A 16,622-nucleotide genomic window follows, 5' to 3' on the forward strand; every position below is an offset into this window, starting at 1 on the left:
TTGTCGCTGACCCAGCACCATCGCGGGCAAGCTCGCTCCCACATTCGGTTTTTAGCGTCTCCCAGGCCCCGGTATAAAAAAGTACCGGCTTGCGCGCAGACAAAGCCAAGACATATCGACACGCTAGGTTTAATGTAATCGCCCGGCGTTATAGTTAGCGCTGTCTGGAACCCAAACCTTGATACAAAACTGGATGTTCCGGGTTTAGAAGTGTCCTAAAAGCAGTCCCAGTAATAAAAAGGAAACCCGCAGCGATGGCGTACTACCGCACCCCTCATGACGTTACCGCTCTGCCCGCCTGGCAAGCGCTCAATCAACATCGCCAAGCCATGCAGGATTTCAGCATGCGCGAAGCGTTTAATGCCGATCCCCAGCGCTTTACCCAGTTCACGTTGAGCAGCTGCGGACTTTTCCTCGATTACTCGAAAAACCTGATTACCCCTGAAACCCGCGACCTGCTGGTGGGCCTGGCCAACGAAGTCGATCTCAAAAGCGCAATCAAGGCGCTGTTCGATGGCGAGCCGGTCAACTCTTCGGAAGGTCGTCCGGCGCTGCACACCGCACTGCGCCGCCCGGTGGGCGACAAGTTGTCGGTCAACGGCACCAATATCATGCCCGACGTGCACAAGGTGCTGAACCAGATAACCGACCTGGTGGGCCGCATCCATGACGGCCTGTGGCGTGGCTACACCGAGAAGCCAATCACCGACGTGGTCAACATCGGCATCGGCGGTTCGTTCCTCGGCCCTGAGCTGGTCTCCGAAGCACTGTTGTCCTACGCCCATAAAGGCGTGCGCTGCCACTACCTGGCGAATATCGATGGCAGTGAATTCCACGAGCTGACCCAGAAGCTGCGCGCCGAGACCACGCTGTTTATCGTCTCGTCGAAGTCCTTCAACACCCTGGAAACCCTGAAAAACGCCCAGGCCGCCCGCGCCTGGTACCTGGCCCAGGGTGGCTCGGAAGCCGAGCTGTATCGCCACTTTATCGCCGTGTCGAGCAACAACGCGGCGGCCGTGGCCTTCGGTATCCGTGAAGAGAACATCTTCCCGATGTGGGATTGGGTCGGCGGCCGTTACTCGTTGTGGTCGGCCATCGGCTTGCCAATCGCCCTGGCCATTGGCATGTCCAACTTCAAGGAACTGCTGTCGGGTGCCTACACCATGGACCAGCACTTCCAGACCGCGCCGTTCGAGGCAAACATGCCGGTGCTGCTGGGCCTGCTGGGTGTGTGGTACGGCAACTTCTGGGGCGCCCAGAGCCACGCGATCCTGCCGTACGACCACTACCTGCGTAACATCACCAAGCACTTGCAACAGTTGGACATGGAATCCAACGGCAAGAGCGTACGCCAGGACGGCACGCCGGTTTCCACCGATACCGGCCCGGTTATCTGGGGCGGCGTGGGCTGCAACGGTCAGCACGCGTACCACCAGTTGCTGCACCAGGGCACCCAGTTGATCCCGGCCGACTTCATTGTGCCGATCGTCAGCTTCAACCCGGTCTCCGACCACCATCAGTGGCTGTATGCCAACTGCCTGTCCCAGAGCCAGGCGCTGATGCTCGGCAAAACCCGTAGCGAAGCCGAAGCCGAGTTGCGTGACAAAGGCATGGCCGAAGACGAAATACAAAAGCTGGCGCCGCACAAGGTGATCCCGGGCAACCGCCCGAGCAACACCCTGGTGGTGGAGCGGATCAGCCCGCGCCGTCTGGGCGCGCTGGTGGCGATGTATGAACACAAAGTGTTTGTACAAAGCGTCATCTGGGGCATCAACGCCTTTGACCAATGGGGCGTGGAGCTGGGCAAGGAGCTGGGCAAGGGCGTCTACAACCGCCTGACGGGCGCCGAGGAAACCTCGGCCGACGATGCCTCGACCCAAGGCTTGATCAACTACTTCCGTGGTCGTCACCGCGGTTGATGTGATCGGCACTACAATCAGGGATTGAACCTGCACAAGCGCCCCCTGTGGGAGCTGGCTTGCCAGCTCTCACAGGGACCAGCCTTGAACTCTTGTCTCTATAACAAGAAGAGGGATCCCTAATGTTCGATATCAGCCAGTTTCCCCATGCCGATGCGGTGCGCCGGGCCGCGCAACTCAGTCAAGAGGACTATCAGCGCCTCTATCGGCAATCCATCGAACACCCCGATACGTTCTGGGCCGAACAGGCCAAGGCGCTGCTCGACTGGATCACGCCCTGGCAGACCGTCCAGCACTGCGATATCAACACCGGCGCCGCGCAGTGGTTTGCCGGTGGCCAGTTGAACGTCAGCTACAACTGCATTGACCGTCACCTGGCGCAACGCGCCGATCAGCCGGCCTTTATCTGGGAAGGCGATGATCCTGCAAAATCTTCCAAAATCACCTACCGCCAACTTCACCAAAACGTCAGCCGCCTGGCCAATGTGCTGAAAAGCCGTGGCGTGAAAAAAGGCGACCGGGTGTGTATCTACATGCCGATGATTCCGGAAGCCGCCTACGCGATGCTGGCCTGCACGCGGATTGGCGCGGTGCATTCCGTGGTGTTTGGCGGGTTCTCACCGGATGCCCTGCGCGACCGTATTCTGGATGCCGACTGCCGCACCGTGATCACCGCCGACGAAGGCGTACGCGGCGGCAAACCCGTGGCGCTGAAACAGAATGTCGACAAGGCCCTGGCCAGTTGTCCGAATGTCACAACGGTGCTGGTGGTGGAACGAACCGGTGCGGCCGTAGCCTGGACTGAAGGGCGCGACCTCAAGTACCAACAGGCGGTGGACGCGGTCAGCGACGCATGCCCGCCCGAGCCGATGGCTGCCGAAGACCCGCTGTTTATCCTCTATACCTCCGGCAGTACCGGCAAGCCCAAGGGCGTGCTGCACACCACCGGCGGCTATCTGCTGCAAGCGGCGATGACCTTCAAATACGTGCTCGATTATCGCGAGGGCGAAGTGTTCTGGTGCACCGCCGATGTCGGCTGGGTCACGGGCCATAGCTATATCGTGTACGGGCCGCTGGCCAATGGCGCCACCTCCCTGATGTTCGAGGGTGTGCCGAGTTACCCGGACAGCTCGCGCTTCTGGCAGGTGATCGATAAACATCAGGTGAATATTTTCTACACCGCGCCCACCGCCCTGCGGGCCTTGATGCGCGAGGGTCATGGCCCGCTGGAGAGTACGTCCAGGGCCAGCCTGAGATTGCTCGGCAGTGTCGGCGAGCCGATCAACCCGGAAGCCTGGGAGTGGTATTTCAACGCCGTCGGCGAGCAGCGCTGCCCGATTGTCGATACCTGGTGGCAGACCGAGACCGGCGGCATCATGCTCAGCCCGCTGGTCAGCGCCCAGCGCATCAAGCCCGGCTGCGCGACCCAGCCGATGTTTGGGGTGCAGCCGGTATTGCTCGACGAGCAGGGCAAGGAAATCAGCGGCGCCGGCAGCGGCGTCCTGGCGATCAAAGCCAGCTGGCCGGGGCAGATCCGCAGCGTGTATGGGGACCCGCAGCGGATGATCGACACCTACTTCAAGCCCTACCCCGGCTACTACTTTACCGGCGACGGTGCGCGGCGCGACGAGGATGGCGACTACTGGATCACCGGGCGCATTGATGACGTGATCAACGTCTCCGGCCATCGCATCGGTACCGCCGAGGTGGAAAGCGCGCTGGTGCTGCATGACAAAGTGGCCGAGGCTGCCGTCGTCGGCTATCCCCATGACCTCAAGGGCCAGGGCATCTATGCGTTTGTCACACCGATGAATGGCGTCGAGCCCAGCGATGCGCTGAAAAAACACCTGCTGGACCTGGTCAGCAAGGAAATCGGCAGCTTTGCCAAGCCTGAGCTGATCCAATGGGCGCCGGCCTTGCCGAAAACCCGTTCAGGCAAGATCATGCGGCGTATCCTGCGCAAGATCGCCTGCAACGAACTGGACAGCCTGGGCGATACCTCGACCCTGGCCGATCCGAGCGTGGTCGACGGCCTGATCGACAAGCGCCTGAACCGATAGGAACCCCCAAGCCACCATGGAATTTCTGCGCAACCGTATCGAATCCCAACTGATGAGCCTGACGGGGCTGTCCCTGGGCAATCTGGACCTGGAAAGCCCCAAGGGCGACCCAGGGCTGTTCGGGCCGGACTCGGTGAGCTGGAAGGTCCATGGTGACTTCAGCAGCATGCTGATCGGGGGTATCAGCGCCTTGATGTTGCAGGCGCTGCATCCCCTGGCGCTGGCCGGCGTGTGGGACCATTCGAATTTTCGCCAGGACATGCTTGGGCGTTTGCGCCGCACTTCGCAGTTTATTTCCGGTACTACGTTTGGCTCGCGCCGCGACGCGTTATGGCTGATCGAAAAGGTGCGCACCATCCACCTGCAAGTGGTCGGGCACGCACCTGACGGGCGCCCCTACGCGGCCAGTGATCCTGAATTGCTGACGTGGGTTCACGTCGCCGAAGTCAGCAGCTTTCTGGCGGCGCATTTGCGCTACAAAAACCCGGATTTATCGCCCAGAGACCAGGATCGGTACTACAGCGAGATTGCCCTGGTCGCCGAACAACTGGGGGCTCGCCACGTGCCGCGTTCAAGGCAGGAAATTGCTGATTACCTGCAACGTATTCGCCCACAACTGCTGTGTGACGAACGCAGCCGCGAAGTACTGCGCCTGTTGCTCGATGCCCCGGCTCCCAGCGCCCTGGCCAAGCCGTTCGGGGCGCTGATGATGCAGGCCGGGATCGACCTGCTACCGGACTGGGCGGGTGACATGCTGGGTCAACAGCAAAGCCCGCTGCAACGCCAACTGATCCGCGCCGGGGTCAGGCGCAGCGCGCCGCTGCTGCGCTGGGCGATGCGCAATGGTTCGGTGCAACGGGCCCACAGGCGGATGGGCCTGCTGTAACGACACACACCCTGTGGCAATTGGCTTGCCCGCGATACTGATCGACCTGCACCCGCGCCATCGCCGGCAAGCCGACGCCCACAGGAGCTGTTAAACTTGCGCGCTTAAATTCCCCAGCAAGGCGCGCTCCATGTCGTCCCTGAATCAGGCGCTGCGCGCCGCCCTCGATCACCGCCAAGACCTGCTCGCCGAGCTGCATGCCCAAGGCACCGATTGCTATCGGCTGTTTCATGGCAGCCAGGAAGGCGCGGGGGGCCTGACCATCGACCGTTACGGCCCGCAATTGATGGTGCAGAGCTTTCACCAGTCCCTGGACCGCGATGCGCTCCTGCAATTGCACCTGACGATCAACCAGTACCTGGGCCTGGAGTTGCTGCTGGTCTATAACGACCGCTCCCGAGGCAACTCGCGTATCGACCGCGAAGACACAGTGTACCGCGCCGAACCTGCGGCCCTGGAAGACCTGGTTGGCCACGAATGGGGCCTGAACTATCGCGTGCGCGGTCGCCACCCGGGGCAGGACCCGCTGCTGTTCCTGGACCTGCGCAATACCCGCGGCTGGGTCAAGGCGCACAGTGCCGGCAAAAGCGTGCTGAACCTGTTTGCCTACACCTGCGGCGTCGGCCTCAGTGCAGCGGCCGGCGGGGCCCGCGAGGTATGCAACCTGGACTTCGCCGAGGGCAACCTGGCAGTCGGTCGCGAAAACGGCGAGTTGAACCCGCAACTGCCAGCCATGACGTTTGTACAGTCCGATTACTTCCCGGCAATCCGCCAACTGGCCGGGCTGCCGATCACCCAGCGTCGCGGGCAAAAACTGCCGAGCTACCCGCGCCTGGAGCAACGTCAATATGACCTGGTGCTGCTCGACCCACCCGCCTGGGCCAAGAGCGCCTTTGGTACCGTGGACCTGTTGCGTGACTACCAGAGCCTGCTCAAGCCGGCATTGCTGGCCACCGCGCAAAACGGTGTACTGATCTGCTGCAACAACCTGGCAAAGGTCAGCATGGATGACTGGCGCGAGCAGGTCTTGCGCTGTGCTGAAAAGGCCGGCCGCCCCGTACGCGACTGGACAGTGATGACGCCCGGCGCTGACTTTCCCTCACAAGACCAGCAGCCGCCGCTGAAGACTCTGATCCTGCAGTTGTAGGATTGCCCTGAAAGAACCTGACTGGCGTAATAAAGGCGCGGTTCTTCGGAACCGTAAACCCGTGCCATACTCCAAGGCACTCCTGATCGACATAGATGGCGTCACCCATGCCCAAAGGATTGATTCGCGCCACAGGCGCCTTGCTGACCGCCCTTGCACTCTACAGCTTGCTGGGCTTTTTGATTCTGCCCGGTATTGCGCTTCGCGTGGCCAACCAACAGTTGGCCAATTACGCTACCGTGCCGGCCCGTATCGAGCGTATCGAGCTCAACCCGTTCAGCCTGGAACTGACCCTCTGGGGCCTGAAAATCGGTGAGCCGGGCAAGGAACAGGTGGGCTTTGAACGCCTCTATGCCAACCTGCAGATCGACAGCCTCTGGACCCGCGCCCTGCACCTGGCCGATGTGCAGTTGGACAAGCCGAAGACCGAAATCCTCTTCGACAAGACCGGTACCCTCAACCTGGCCCAACTGTTCAAGTTGCCGCCGAGCGAACCGACCCCCGATGACCCCGAAAGCAAACCGTTCCCGCTGCGCATCGAACGCATCAAGCTGGCGAGCGGTTACGTGCACTTCGAAGACGTGCGCCCCAGCGAGCCTATCGAGTTCCTCTACGACAAACTCGACTTCGAGCTGAAAAACCTCAGCACCCTGCCCGAAGACAATGCCGACATGACCCTGGTCGCCGCTGGCCCCGAGGGCGGGCAGATCGACTGGACCGGCAATTTCAGCCTGGTGCCGATCGCCTCTGAGGGTAAGTTGAAGGTCACAGATGGCAAGATGAAAGTCTGGTGGCCCTATGTGCGGGACGCCGTGCCCCTGGTCCTGGAAGATGGCACCCTTAATTTCAGTACCGACTACAAGCTGAACCTGGCCAAAGAAACCGAACTGAACCTGACCAACGTCTCGGCGAGCATCGCGCCGTTCGCGATCAAGGCCCCGGATGGCCGGCCACTGGCCCGCCTGGAGCGCCTGGATGTCAGCGAAACCTCGATCGACCTGGCCAAGCAGCAAGTGATCGTGGGCAAAATCCGCAGTAACAAGCTCGAAACCTGGGCCGCCCGTGAAGCCGATGGCCAACTGGACTGGCAGAAACTGTTCGCCAGCCAGCCGAGCAAGCCAGCCACCAAGCCTGAACCAGCAAGCGCTCCCGCCGCGGCCGATTCGCCAAAACCCGAGTCGACAGCGCCGAGCAAGCCTTGGCAAGTGCTGCTCAAGGATGTGCAACTGCGTAACTATCAGGTGCACTTGGCTGATCGCCAGGTAAAACCTGCGGTGGCCCTGGAGCTGGGCCCGCTGAATGTCGATGTACAAGACTTCGACAGCCTCAATCAAAGCCCCTTCACCCTCAAGATCGACAGTGGCCTGGGCAAGCAGGGCAAGATCCAGGCGAGCGGCCAGGTCAACCTGAACCCGGTCAGCGCCAAGTTGAAAGTCGACACCAAGGATATCGACCTGCGGGTTGCCCAGTCCTATATCAGCCCCTTTATCCGCCTGGAACTGCGCAGCGGCATGCTCGGCAGTAACCTCGATGTGAACCTCAAGAGCACCGAGCCCCTTGCGCTGCAGATCACCGGCCGCGCCCAAGTGGATCAGCTGCACACCCTGGACACGCTCAAGACCCGCGACTTCCTCAAGTGGCAGCGTCTGGTGGTGGAAGGCTTGAACTACCAGCACGGCAACAGCCTGTCGATCGACAAGATCAACCTGCTGCAACCCTATGCGCGCTTTATGATCAACGATGATCGCACCACCAACGTCGATGACCTGCTGATCCCACAGCCGGCCGACAGTGGCGCCAAATCGACGGCCAAATCCAGCGCGAGCAATGAAAAACCCCTGGGCATCCGTATCGGGCAGATCGCGATCAATGACGGCTCGGCCAACTTTGCCGACTTCAGCCTGACGCCGAACTTTGCCACGGCGATCCAGCAACTCAATGGCCAGATCGGCACCATCGACAGCCGCCAGGCCAAACCGGCCAGCGTGGACATCAAGGGTAAGGTTGACCGCTATGCACCCGTGACGATCAAGGGCAGCGTCAACCCGTTTGACCCGATGGCCGCGCTGGATATCGCCACCAGCTTCAAACGCGTCGAGCTGACCACCCTGACACCGTACTCGGGCAAGTTTGCCGGGTTCCGTATCCGCAAGGGCCGACTCAACCTGGACCTGCACTACGTGATCACCAAGGGCCAGTTGAAGGCCGAGAACAAGGTGGTGGTAGAGCAACTGCAACTGGGCGAGAAAGTCGACAGCGCCGACGCGGTGGACCTGCCGATTCGCCTGGCAATTGCCCTGCTCAAGGACACCGACGGCAAGATCTCCATCGAGTTGCCGGTGACCGGCGACTTGAACAACCCGCAGTTCAGTGTGATGCCGATTGTCTGGCAAACCCTGCGCAACCTGGTAGTGCGCGCGGCAACGGCGCCGTTCAAGTTCATTGGCGGGCTGGTGACCGGTGGAGGCTCGGAGGACCTGGGCAACGTGTCGTTCGCCGCTGGCTCCAGCGCCCTGAGCAGAGACGCCGAGTCGGCCCTCAACAGCCTCGCCAAAGCCCTCAAGGAGCGCCCTGCCCTGCGCCTGGAAATCGAAGGCACTGCGGCAGCCAGCAGCGATGGTCCGTTCCTGGCCGCCGAGCGGCTTGAGCGTGAGTATCAGTACAACTACTACAAGATACTCCAGCGCCGTGGCGATAAAGTCCCGGCCCAGGCTTCATTGCTTGTAGTACCGGAAAAGGAAAAGGCGCCACTGCTCGAAGGCATCTATCGCACCCGCTTGAAGCAACAGCCGCCGGCTGAGTGGAAAGACCTCGGCAGCGATGAACGCTCGGCGAAGCTGCGCGACGGCGTGATCAAGTTCTGGAGCGGCAGTGATGTGCTGCTACGCAAACTGGGCCAGGACCGCGCGAGTGCGATCAAGGACTATCTGGTCGACAAGGGCCAGTTGGAAGACGATCGGGTGTACTTCATTGATGCCAGCCTCGGCCAGGCCGAGAAAGATGGCCGGGTAATTACGCCAATGCACCTGGATGCCGAGTAACTACCGGACACCATAAGTCCAAAGTGTGGGAACTGGCTGCCTGCTCCCACACTTGATCTGCATAATCCGCAAACATGTATTCCCCGCCACAATAAAACGGGCCCCGACACAAGTGCCGGGGCCCGTAGTGACCACATCCCTGTGGTCGGTCGCATGAACCTGTAAGGTGCATTGAGCGGATATCTGCCTCGCTCGTGGCCGCCTTGCCTAAGTCCAGTCGAGTCGTTGCGCGTTACTCTGCTTTCAGGCCGTCGGCCGATACAGCTTTAACGCCTTTGATTTTCTTGGTGATGGCTACTGCCATTTCCTTTTGTGCATCAGTCACAGCAACAGTGGAGGACAGGGAGACCACACCTTTGTTGGTTTCGACTTTGATGTCGGTGCCAGGAATGCCTTTCTCGGTAACCAGGTCAGCTTTGACTTTAGTGGTGATCCAGGTATCGGTGGTCGCTTCTTTGGCCTTGGTCACTTCACCGGCGGCTACAACCATTGGAGCCTGGGAGGTTTGGGCGAACGCAACGTTAGCCATGGTCAGGGTCAGCGCGGTGGCAGTTGCAGCAGCGATAGCGAACTTCTTCATACGAGTAACTCCTGTTTTTTCGAAGGTCTGCAGCGTTTCAACGTTAATGCTGCAGGGTTACCAGTACTGTTGCAGGCGCTGTGCCAACTTTCGCATACGAATAAAAACCTTTAAATTCAATAACTTATGCTTTTTGTCGAAATTCAGAATCGTGCAACTTGCATGAACCCCATCGTGCCTGCATGCAAGTTGCGGCTTTTGTCCTGGGCTAAACGGCTGATTTACCTTCACTTTCCTGCAGACCAAAAAAAAGGACTCCGAAGAGTCCTCTTTTTCAGCGTAAAGCCTGGGAGTAATTAAACGCCCGAAGCCTTGGCTGCTGCTACGTCCTTGATGGACAGCTTGATACGGCCGCGGTTGTCCACGTCCAGTACCAGCACTTCCACTTCCTGGCCTTCTTTCAGAATGTCGGTCACTTTCTCTACGCGAGCATCGCTCAGCATGGAGATGTGAACCAGACCGTCCTTGCCCGGCAGGATGTTGACGAACGCGCCGAAGTCGACGATGCGCTCAACCTTACCGACGTAGATCTTGCCGATCTCGGCTTCAGCGGTGATGCCCAGGACGCGCTGGCGTGCAGCTTCAGCCGCTTCCTTGGTTTCGCCGAAGATCTTGATCGAACCGTCGTCTTCGATGTCGATCGAAGCCTTGGTTTCTTCACAGATCGCACGGATGGTCGCGCCGCCTTTACCGATGACATCACGGATTTTGTCGGTGTCGATTTTCATCGCGATCATGGTCGGAGCATTTTCCGACAGCTCGGTGCGGGACTGACCAATGATCTGGTTCATCTGGCCGAGGATGTTCAGGCGCGCTTCCAGGGCTTGGCCCAGAGCGATTTCCATGATTTCTTCGGTGATGCCCTTGATCTTGATGTCCATCTGCAGCGCGGTAACACCTTTGGCGGTACCGGCTACTTTGAAGTCCATGTCGCCGAGGTGGTCTTCGTCACCCAGGATGTCGGTCAGGACGGCGAACTTCTCGCCTTCTTTAACCAGACCCATGGCGATACCGGCAACTGGCGCCTTCATCGGCACACCAGCGTCCATCAATGCCAGGGAAGCACCGCAAACGGAAGCCATGGAGCTGGAACCGTTGGACTCGGTGATTTCCGACACAACACGAATGGTGTACGGGAACACGTCGGCGGCAGGCAGCATGGCTGCAATCGAACGACGGGCCAAGCGGCCGTGACCGATTTCGCGGCGACCAGCACCACCCATGCGACCACACTCACCTACCGAGAACGGAGGGAAGTTGTAGTGAAGCATGAACGGGTCTTTTTTCTCGCCTTCCAGGGTGTCCAGCAGTTGTGCGTCACGGGCAGTACCCAGAGTCGCGACTACCAGGGCCTGGGTTTCACCACGGGTGAACAGGGCCGAACCGTGGGTCTTCGGCAGAACGCCGACTTCAATATTCAGCGGACGTACGGTGCGGGTGTCGCGACCGTCAATACGTGGCTTGCCGTTAACGATATTTTCGCGAACGGTGCGGTATTCGATTTCGCCGAAGGCTGCTTTGACTTCGCTGGAAGAAGGCTGGCCTTCTTCACCGGACAGCTTGGCAACAACCTGGTCCTTCAGTTCACCCAGGCGAGCGTAACGGTCGGCCTTGATGGTGATGGTGTAGGCGTCGGAGATCGCAGCACCGAACTCGGAGCGGATAGCGCCCAGCAGCTCAGTGGCTTCTGGCTGAGGAGCCCAGGTCCAGGTCGGCTTGGCGGCTTCGGCAGCCAGTTCTTTAACAGCGTTGATCACAACCTGGAACTCGTCGTGAGCAAACAGTACAGCGCCCAGCATCTGGTCTTCGGTCAGCTCTTTGGCTTCCGATTCAACCATCAACACGGCTTCCGAAGTACCGGCAACGACCATGTCCAGGCTCGAAGCTTTCTGTTGTTCGTAAGTTGGGTTCAGCAGGTAGCCGGTGCTTTCGTGGAAAGCAACGCGAGCTGCGCCGATCGGGCCATCGAAAGGAATACCGGAGATGGCCAGGGCAGCCGAGGTGCCGATCATCGCAGCGATGTCCGGATCGGTCTTCTTGCTGGTGGAAACGACGGTGCAGACAACCTGCACTTCGTTCATGAAGCCTTCTGGGAACAGCGGACGGATCGGACGGTCGATCAGTCGGGAAGTCAGGGTTTCTTTCTCGGAAGGACGGCCTTCGCGCTTGAAGAAACCACCAGGGATCTTACCGGCAGCGTAAGTCTTTTCCTGGTAGTGAACGGAAAGAGGGAAGAAGCCTTTGCTTGGGTCAGCGGTCTTGGCGCCTACAACGGTTACCAATACGGTAACGTCGTCGTCAACGGTGACCAGCACTGCGCCGGAGGCTTGACGGGCAATACGGCCTGTCTCGAGGGTAACGGTCGACTGACCGAACTGGAATTTTTTGATTACCGGGTTCACGGTGTCCTACCTTCTTTGTGGCTCTTGGGGAACTTGTCTTCTTGCGAAATTCTTGGGCAATGTCGGGAATCGGCCCAACCCTTGTCCAGGGTAAAACGTGTATCCAGATAAAACTTGAGGCTGGGAGCCTGCCATGGGCCAGCGGGAAACCCACTGACACACGGCAAACAACCAACCTCTAGCGCAATCGCTGATTAGCGACGCAGACCCAGGCGACCGATCAGAGCCTGGTAACGGCCCAGATCCTTGCCTTTCAGGTAGTCCAGCAGCTTACGGCGCTGGTTTACCATGCGGATCAGACCACGACGGGAGTGGTGATCTTTACCGTTGGCCTTGAAGTGACCCTGCAGCTTGTTGATGTTGTGGGTCAGCAGTGCAACTTGCACTTCTGGCGAACCAGTGTCACCAACAGCTTGCTGATAGTCAGCTACGATTTGTGCTTTTTCTTGAACGTCGAGAGCCATGAGGCAATCCTTTTTTCAGGAAACCACCCAAAGGGCAGTTTCAACAGGCCAGGGACAAATCCCTGTATCTAAAAATGAGTGTTGACCGTGCCTGTTAACAGCCACACTCGTTCGGTCATTCTGACCGAATCAGCCGACGCGGCGCGATGCGCCCGTCTTCGCTCACTTCACCGATACCGATAAAGCGACCGTTATGATCTTGTACCCGCACCATGCCGAACTTCGGAGCATCCGGTGCGCGGACCGGCTGGCCGTTGAGCCAGTAGAACGCGCTGTGTTCCGAGAAGTGCAGCAATGGCCAATCCAGCAAACCGCTGTCCGATGGCATCAGGAAGCGATCAACTGCTTCATTGCCGCCTTCGGCATGTACAGCTTCCAACTCTTCCAACGTGACCGTCTGGGCCAGGGTGAAAGGGCCAGCCTGGGTGCGTCGCAGTTCTGCAACGTACGCGCCGCAACCGAGCTGTTCACCAATATCTTCCACCAGGGTACGGATATAGGTGCCTTTGCTGCAGTCCACGGCCAAGCGGGCGGTGTCGCCTTCACAGGCGAGCAATTCCAAGCGCGCAATAGTAACAGAACGCGGTTCACGCTCCACTACTTCGCCCGCACGTGCCAGCTTGTAAAGAGGCTGGCCATCACGCTTGAGAGCCGAGTACATCGGCGGTATCTGACTGATTTGCCCACGAAAAGCGGGTAAGGCAGCCTCGATATCTGCACGACCAACGGTCACGTCGCGAACCTGCAGAACATCACCTTCGGCGTCTGCCGTGGTGGTGGTCTTGCCCAGTTGCATAAGGGTTTCGTAACCCTTGTCCGAATCGAGCAGGTATTGCGAGAACTTGGTGGCCTCGCCAAAGCACAATGGCAACACGCCAGTAGCCAGGGGGTCGAGGCTACCAGTGTGCCCCGCCTTTTCGGCATTGAGCAGCCAGCGGACCTTCTGCAACGCCGCATTGGAGGTAAAACCAATGGGCTTGTCGAGCAGGATGATGCCGCTGACGTTACGACGGATACGTTTGACCTGAGCCACCGCTTACTCCTTGGCGTCTTCAGGTGTGGACGGATGCTGATTGTCTTCAGCCACGGCGCGCTCGATCAGGGCCGACAGGTGCGCACCACGCACGACGCTTTCGTCGTAGTGGAAGTGCAACTGGGGCACGCTGCGCAGCTTCATCTCACGGGCCAACTGCATACGCAGGAAACCTGCAGCGGAGTTGAGCACCTTGATGCTTTGCGCGATTTCTTCGCTGTTGTCCTGACCCATCACGGTGATGAAGATCTTGGCGTGACCGACGTCACGGCTGACTTCAACAGCGGTGATGGTGACCAGGCCAACGCGCGGGTCTTTGACTTCGCGACGGATCAGTTGGGCCAGCTCGCGCTGCATCTGATCGCCGATACGTTGGGTACGGCTGTATTCTTTTGCCATGTCTTGTTACCTGTTACTGCCACACGGTGAAACCCGTGGGGTCTGAAAGCGGCAAACGCCCGGCCTGACAAAAGCCAGACCGGGCGTTGCGTTTAGAGTCCGGACACTGCGCGGGGCATTTGCATGCCCACACGCGGCGTGGCTCCTGAAGTGCGCGAGTTAGAGGCTGCGAGCAACCTGAACCTTCTCGTAGACTTCGATCTTGTCGCCAGGCTTGACGTCGTTGTAGCTCTTGACGCCAATACCGCACTCCATGCCGGCACGTACTTCGGAAGCGTCATCCTTGAAGCGGCGCAGGGATTCCAGCTCGCCTTCGAAGATAACGATGTCTTCACGCAGTACACGGATTGGACGGTTACGGTGCACAGTACCTTCGATAACCATGCAACCGGCGATCGCGCCAAACTTCGGCGAACGGAACACGTCACGGACTTCGGCGACACCCAGGATATTTTCCCGAACGTCACTGCCAAGCATGCCGGTGAGGGCTTTCTTGACGTCTTCGATGATGTCGTAGATGACGTTGTAGTAACGCATGTCCAGGCCTTCCTGCTCGACGATCTTCCGTGCGCCAGCATCGGCACGCACGTTGAAGCCGAACAGTACAGCGTTGGAAGCCAGTGCCAGGTTGGCGTCGGATTCGGTGATACCACCGACACCGCCACCGACAACACGCACTTGCACTTCGTCGTTACCCAGGCCGTTCAAGGCGCCGTTCAACGCTTCGAGGGAACCACGGACGTCAGATTTGAGGACGATGTTAAGCGTCTTCTTCTCTTCCTGGCCCATGTTCTCGAAGATGTTTTCCAGCTTGCCGGCGTGAGCACGGGCCAGCTTGACTTCGCGGAACTTGCCTTGACGGAACAGAGCCACTTCACGGGCTTTCTTCTCGTCGGCAACTACGCTCATCTCGTCGCCAGCGTCCGGAGTACCGTCCAGGCCGAGAATCTCGACAGGGATGGCTGGACCGGCTTCCTTGATTGGCTTGCCGTTCTCGTCGAGCATGGCACGTACACGGCCGTAGTTCGAACCGACCAGCACCATGTCGCCTTGGCGCAGGGTACCGTCTTGAACCAGAACGGTCGCAACCGGGCCACGGCCCTTGTCGAGGCGGGATTCAACCACAACACCACGGCCAGGAGCCGATGGGGTAGCGGTCAGTTCCAGGACCTCGGCTTGCAACAGGACTGCTTCGAGCAGTTCGTCAACGCCGGTACCCATCTTCGCCGAGACCGGTACGAATGGAGTGTCGCCACCCCACTCTTCGGAAGTCACGCCATGAACCGACAGTTCGCTACGGATGCGATCGAGATCAGCGCCCGGCTTGTCGATTTTGTTCACGGCAACCACCAGCGGCACGCCAGCTGCTTTAGCATGCTGAACGGCTTCGATGGTTTGCGGCATCACGCCGTCGTCCGCTGCAACCACCAGGATCACGATGTCGGTCGCCTTGGCACCACGGGCACGCATGGCGGTAAACGCGGCGTGACCAGGGGTGTCGAGGAACGTCACCATGCCACGGTCGGTTTCAACGTGGTAGGCACCGATGTGCTGGGTAATGCCGCCGGCTTCGCCCGCTGCAACCTTGGCACGACGGATGTAGTCGAGCAGGGAAGTCTTACCGTGGTCAACGTGGCCCATGACGGTCACGACTGGAGCACGGGAAACCGCTTCACCTTCAAACTTCAGGGACTCGGCCAGGGAATCTTCCAGGGCGGTGTCGCTGACCAGGGTCACTTTGTGGCCCAGCTCTTCAGCAACCAGTTGGGCAGTTTCCTGGTCCAGTACCTGGTTGATGGTGGCTGGAGTACCCAGCTTGAACATGAACTTGATGATTTCAGCAGCCTTGACCGACATCTGCTGAGCGAGATCGCCAACAGTGATGGTCTCGCCGATCTTCACTTCACGCACGACAGGGCCGGTTGGGCTCTGGAAACCGTGGGCGTTGCGTTTCTTCAGCTTGGCCTTGCCGCGACCACCACGACGGAAGCCATCGCTTTCTTCGTCGGTAGTACGTGGGGCAACGCGCGGAGCAGGCGCTTTCTCTTTGACCGAAGCACGATGTGGAGCGTTTTTACGCTCGCCATCGCCACCGCCGCTACGACGATTGTTATCGTCGGCACGTGGTTTGTCCGGACGACGAGGTTCGTCGCGCTTGCGAGCGTCAGCAGCAGGCGCTGGTGCAGCGGCAACCGGAGCGGCCTCACGCACAGCTTCTACAGGCGCGCTAGGCGCAGCGACTGCGTCAGTACCAGCAGGTTGCGCAGCAGCAGGCTGGCGACGCGCTTCTTCTTCGGCGCGACGCTTGGCTTCTTCTTCAGCCTTCTGACGTGCAGCATTTTCTACTGCGCGACGTTCGTCCATCTCGCGTTTGCGCTCGGCTTCGATTTCTTCCGGGCTGCGCTGTACGAAGACTTTCTTCTTACGCACTTCAACGCTGATGCTCTTGCTACCAGCCACCCGCAGGGTGCTGGTTGTTTTGCGCTGCAATGTAATCTTGCGCGGTTCTTCCACTTTCGCCTTGTGGCTGCTTTTCAAGTGAGTCAGCAACGATTGCTTCTCACTGTCGCTCACATGTTCCTCGGCGGCGGTGTGCGGCAGACCTGCCTCACGCATCTGCTGCAACAGGCGCTCTACCGGTGTTTTGACCTCATCGGCCAGTTGTTTCACCGTGACTTGCGTCATGCACTT

General features: G+C 59.5%; 11 protein-coding genes. 5 read left to right on the top strand and 6 right to left on the bottom strand.

All coding sequences use genetic code 11. The annotated features are described in order from the left end of the window. Nucleotides 1-254: 254 nt before the first annotated feature. The 5 genes from pgi (at nucleotide 255) to HBR94_RS18380 (ending at nucleotide 9,053) form a co-directional block, all read left to right on the top strand. A complete protein-coding gene (gene pgi, locus HBR94_RS18360; RefSeq protein WP_115127384.1) occupies nucleotides 255-1,919 on the top strand; it encodes a glucose-6-phosphate isomerase in 1,665 nt (554 codons plus the stop codon). A gap of 122 nt (nucleotides 1,920-2,041) precedes the next feature. Beyond that, nucleotides 2,042-3,979 (top strand): acetate--CoA ligase, encoded by a 1,938-nt coding sequence (acs, locus tag HBR94_RS18365; RefSeq protein ID WP_115127383.1) that lies wholly within the window; start codon nucleotides 2,042-2,044, stop codon nucleotides 3,977-3,979. Between the two features lie 16 nt (nucleotides 3,980-3,995). Next, nucleotides 3,996-4,865: an oxygenase MpaB family protein gene (locus HBR94_RS18370; RefSeq protein WP_057440165.1), complete on the top strand. Its 870-nt coding sequence runs from the start codon at nucleotides 3,996-3,998 to the stop codon at nucleotides 4,863-4,865. 130 nt (nucleotides 4,866-4,995) lie between these two features. Continuing rightward, nucleotides 4,996-6,012 (top strand): class I SAM-dependent methyltransferase, encoded by a 1,017-nt coding sequence (locus HBR94_RS18375; protein WP_170045328.1) that lies wholly within the window; start codon nucleotides 4,996-4,998, stop codon nucleotides 6,010-6,012. Nucleotides 6,013-6,119: 107 nt separating this feature from the next. Further along, nucleotides 6,120-9,053: a DUF748 domain-containing protein gene (locus HBR94_RS18380; RefSeq protein ID WP_169961053.1), complete on the top strand. Its 2,934-nt coding sequence runs from the start codon at nucleotides 6,120-6,122 to the stop codon at nucleotides 9,051-9,053. 232 nt (nucleotides 9,054-9,285) lie between these two features. On the opposite strand, the gene HBR94_RS18385 is transcribed toward HBR94_RS18380, so the two are convergent. The 6 genes from HBR94_RS18385 to infB all read right to left on the bottom strand — a co-directional run bounded on the left by HBR94_RS18385 (nucleotide 9,286) and on the right by infB (nucleotide 16,616). Continuing rightward, nucleotides 9,286-9,633 carry a BON domain-containing protein gene (locus HBR94_RS18385; protein ID WP_057440167.1) on the bottom strand — a complete coding sequence of 116 codons (348 nt, stop codon included), beginning with the start codon at nucleotides 9,631-9,633 and terminating at the stop codon, nucleotides 9,286-9,288. 296 nt (nucleotides 9,634-9,929) lie between these two features. Then, the gene (pnp, locus tag HBR94_RS18390; protein WP_057960656.1) at nucleotides 9,930-12,035 is read right to left on the bottom strand and encodes a polyribonucleotide nucleotidyltransferase; all 2,106 of its coding nucleotides are present in this window, start codon (nucleotides 12,033-12,035) and stop codon (nucleotides 9,930-9,932) included. A gap of 194 nt (nucleotides 12,036-12,229) precedes the next feature. Beyond that, complete coding sequence (gene rpsO, locus HBR94_RS18395) at nucleotides 12,230-12,499, bottom strand: 30S ribosomal protein S15 (RefSeq protein ID WP_003176135.1); 270 nt, start codon at nucleotides 12,497-12,499, stop codon at nucleotides 12,230-12,232. 115 nt (nucleotides 12,500-12,614) lie between these two features. Continuing rightward, nucleotides 12,615-13,532 carry a tRNA pseudouridine(55) synthase TruB gene (truB, locus tag HBR94_RS18400; RefSeq protein ID WP_003176136.1) on the bottom strand — a complete coding sequence of 306 codons (918 nt, stop codon included), beginning with the start codon at nucleotides 13,530-13,532 and terminating at the stop codon, nucleotides 12,615-12,617. Between the two features lie 3 nt (nucleotides 13,533-13,535). Next, nucleotides 13,536-13,931, bottom strand: a complete 396-nt coding sequence (gene rbfA, locus HBR94_RS18405) for a 30S ribosome-binding factor RbfA (RefSeq protein ID WP_029298974.1) — start codon at nucleotides 13,929-13,931, stop codon at nucleotides 13,536-13,538. Nucleotides 13,932-14,090: 159 nt separating this feature from the next. Then, nucleotides 14,091-16,616, bottom strand: coding sequence for a translation initiation factor IF-2 (gene infB / locus HBR94_RS18410; protein ID WP_057440169.1), 2,526 nt, complete (start codon nucleotides 16,614-16,616; stop codon nucleotides 14,091-14,093). Nucleotides 16,617-16,622 lie beyond the last annotated feature (6 nt).

It is taken from the genome of Pseudomonas sp. WS 5412 (assembly GCF_012985615.1).
Classification (GTDB): domain Bacteria; phylum Pseudomonadota; class Gammaproteobacteria; order Pseudomonadales; family Pseudomonadaceae; genus Aquipseudomonas; species Aquipseudomonas shahriarae.

Bases quoted from the DNA above. Each gene is read 5' to 3' on its own strand.
- rbfA (WP_029298974.1), bottom strand. From the start codon at position 13,931: ATGGCAAAAGAATACAGCCGTACCCAACGTATCGGCGATCAGATGCAG.
- HBR94_RS18375 (WP_170045328.1), top strand. From the start codon at position 4,996: ATGTCGTCCCTGAATCAGGCGCTGCGCGCCGCCCTCGATCACCGCCAA.
- HBR94_RS18380 (WP_169961053.1), top strand. From the start codon at position 6,120: ATGCCCAAAGGATTGATTCGCGCCACAGGCGCCTTGCTGACCGCCCTT.
- pgi (WP_115127384.1), top strand. From the start codon at position 255: ATGGCGTACTACCGCACCCCTCATGACGTTACCGCTCTGCCCGCCTGG.
- HBR94_RS18370 (WP_057440165.1), top strand. From the start codon at position 3,996: ATGGAATTTCTGCGCAACCGTATCGAATCCCAACTGATGAGCCTGACG.
- acs (WP_115127383.1), top strand. From the start codon at position 2,042: ATGTTCGATATCAGCCAGTTTCCCCATGCCGATGCGGTGCGCCGGGCC.
- infB (WP_057440169.1), bottom strand. From the start codon at position 16,616: ATGACGCAAGTCACGGTGAAACAACTGGCCGATGAGGTCAAAACACCG.
- HBR94_RS18385 (WP_057440167.1), bottom strand. From the start codon at position 9,633: ATGAAGAAGTTCGCTATCGCTGCTGCAACTGCCACCGCGCTGACCCTG.
- rpsO (WP_003176135.1), bottom strand. From the start codon at position 12,499: ATGGCTCTCGACGTTCAAGAAAAAGCACAAATCGTAGCTGACTATCAG.